This is a genomic window from Gilvimarinus sp. 1_MG-2023, from assembly GCF_030548285.1.
Map to the genome: position 1 here is coordinate 1 of NZ_JAUOSC010000172.1, position 437 is coordinate 437.

Below are 437 nucleotides of genomic sequence, written 5' to 3' on the forward strand. Positions count from 1 at the left end.
GTTGTGTTCACTGACCAGAAAACCATATTCAAGTGTATCGACTACTGGAAAACACGCATTCCGGAAGCACAGTTGAATTTTCTGAAATCCCAAGGAGGTACATGGGGAGATACTCCCGGCCTGTACGCTTTGGAATCGGTACTAGCTGATGGTCCATGGATCTTAATCACATACCCATACGAAAAAAGCGTGCCCTATAAGGGAGGCCATGAAAATGACCTGATCCGATTCATGGATGGATGCAGTCGTGCCGGAATCGTGTGCAATAACGTTCACCCCAAAAATCTGGTTATGACTGAATCCGGGGTCAAACTCATCGACTATGGCTCTGATATTCGCCCCTGGAGCCTGCTTGGCTTTGAGCATATGGCAAGAAGGGCTTTTCTTGCTTGCTACCACGCCGATCATCGCGACTTGAAGAGGCTGATGTGTCAGGC

The 437-nt window shown here is 48.5% G+C and carries 1 protein-coding gene; it reads right to left on the reverse strand.

Annotation, left to right across the window (positions count from 1 at the left end; translation table 11 throughout):
- Positions 1-162: 162 nt before the first annotated feature.
- Positions 163-437, reverse strand: a 275-nt coding sequence (locus Q4563_RS16275; protein WP_303605219.1) for a hypothetical protein, incomplete at its 5' end; no start/stop codon positions are given.